Genomic DNA, 597 nt, shown 5'->3' with positions numbered 1-597 from the left:
GGCGTTAGTGATGCTTGTTTATTCGTACATACATATAAAATAAAAGGAATACATATGAAGAAAATATACTTAATGTTATCGGTATTGGTTAGTTTCAGTTCTTTCGCGGAAACGTCAAAATCAACAGCAGATCCATTTGACTTATCTACATCAACTCAACTGGTTGGTGAACTTGGTGTAATTACTAAAGCAGATGTTGACAAGTTAGAAGAGTATTCAACAAAGCTTTTCAACGAAGGAAATTGCCAAGAGGCAATTCCTGTATTGGTTGAATATTCTAAGAAAGCAAATTGGTTAGCAAATATGATTTCTTCTACTCTAGAGCCATATTATGGTGCTAGTTATGATGACCGTAAGTCTTTTCCTTTTGAAAAGTTAAAACCATTAATACCATTAGAGAAAATGTCTAATGAGTATAAATCTAAGAGAAATATTGCATTTGCAATGCAAGGTGAATGTCTTATTAAAATGGGTAATAAAGAAGCTGCAATCCCCGTTCTACTGAAAACATTAGACCTACTCTCTCTTGATAATGAAGTGTGGTGGAAAAGAACAAGGAATAACCTTCTGGAGATAATCAGGGTCAGTGCATAGCAC

The 597-nt window shown here is 34.2% G+C and carries 1 protein-coding gene; it reads left to right on the top strand.

Translation table 11 applies throughout. From position 1 onward, the window contains the following. A partial coding sequence (locus GOU96_RS18110) for a hypothetical protein (RefSeq protein WP_229636665.1) occupies nucleotides 1–594 on the top strand: 594 nt, incomplete at its 5' end. Between the last annotated feature and the right edge of the window lie 3 nt (nucleotides 595–597).

Source organism: Vibrio sp. R-1 (assembly GCF_035615595.1).
Taxonomy (GTDB): domain Bacteria; phylum Pseudomonadota; class Gammaproteobacteria; order Enterobacterales; family Vibrionaceae; genus Vibrio; species Vibrio cholerae.
The sequence above is the reverse complement of the archived record's forward strand: the minus strand, read 5'-3'. Positions and strand labels throughout refer to the sequence as shown.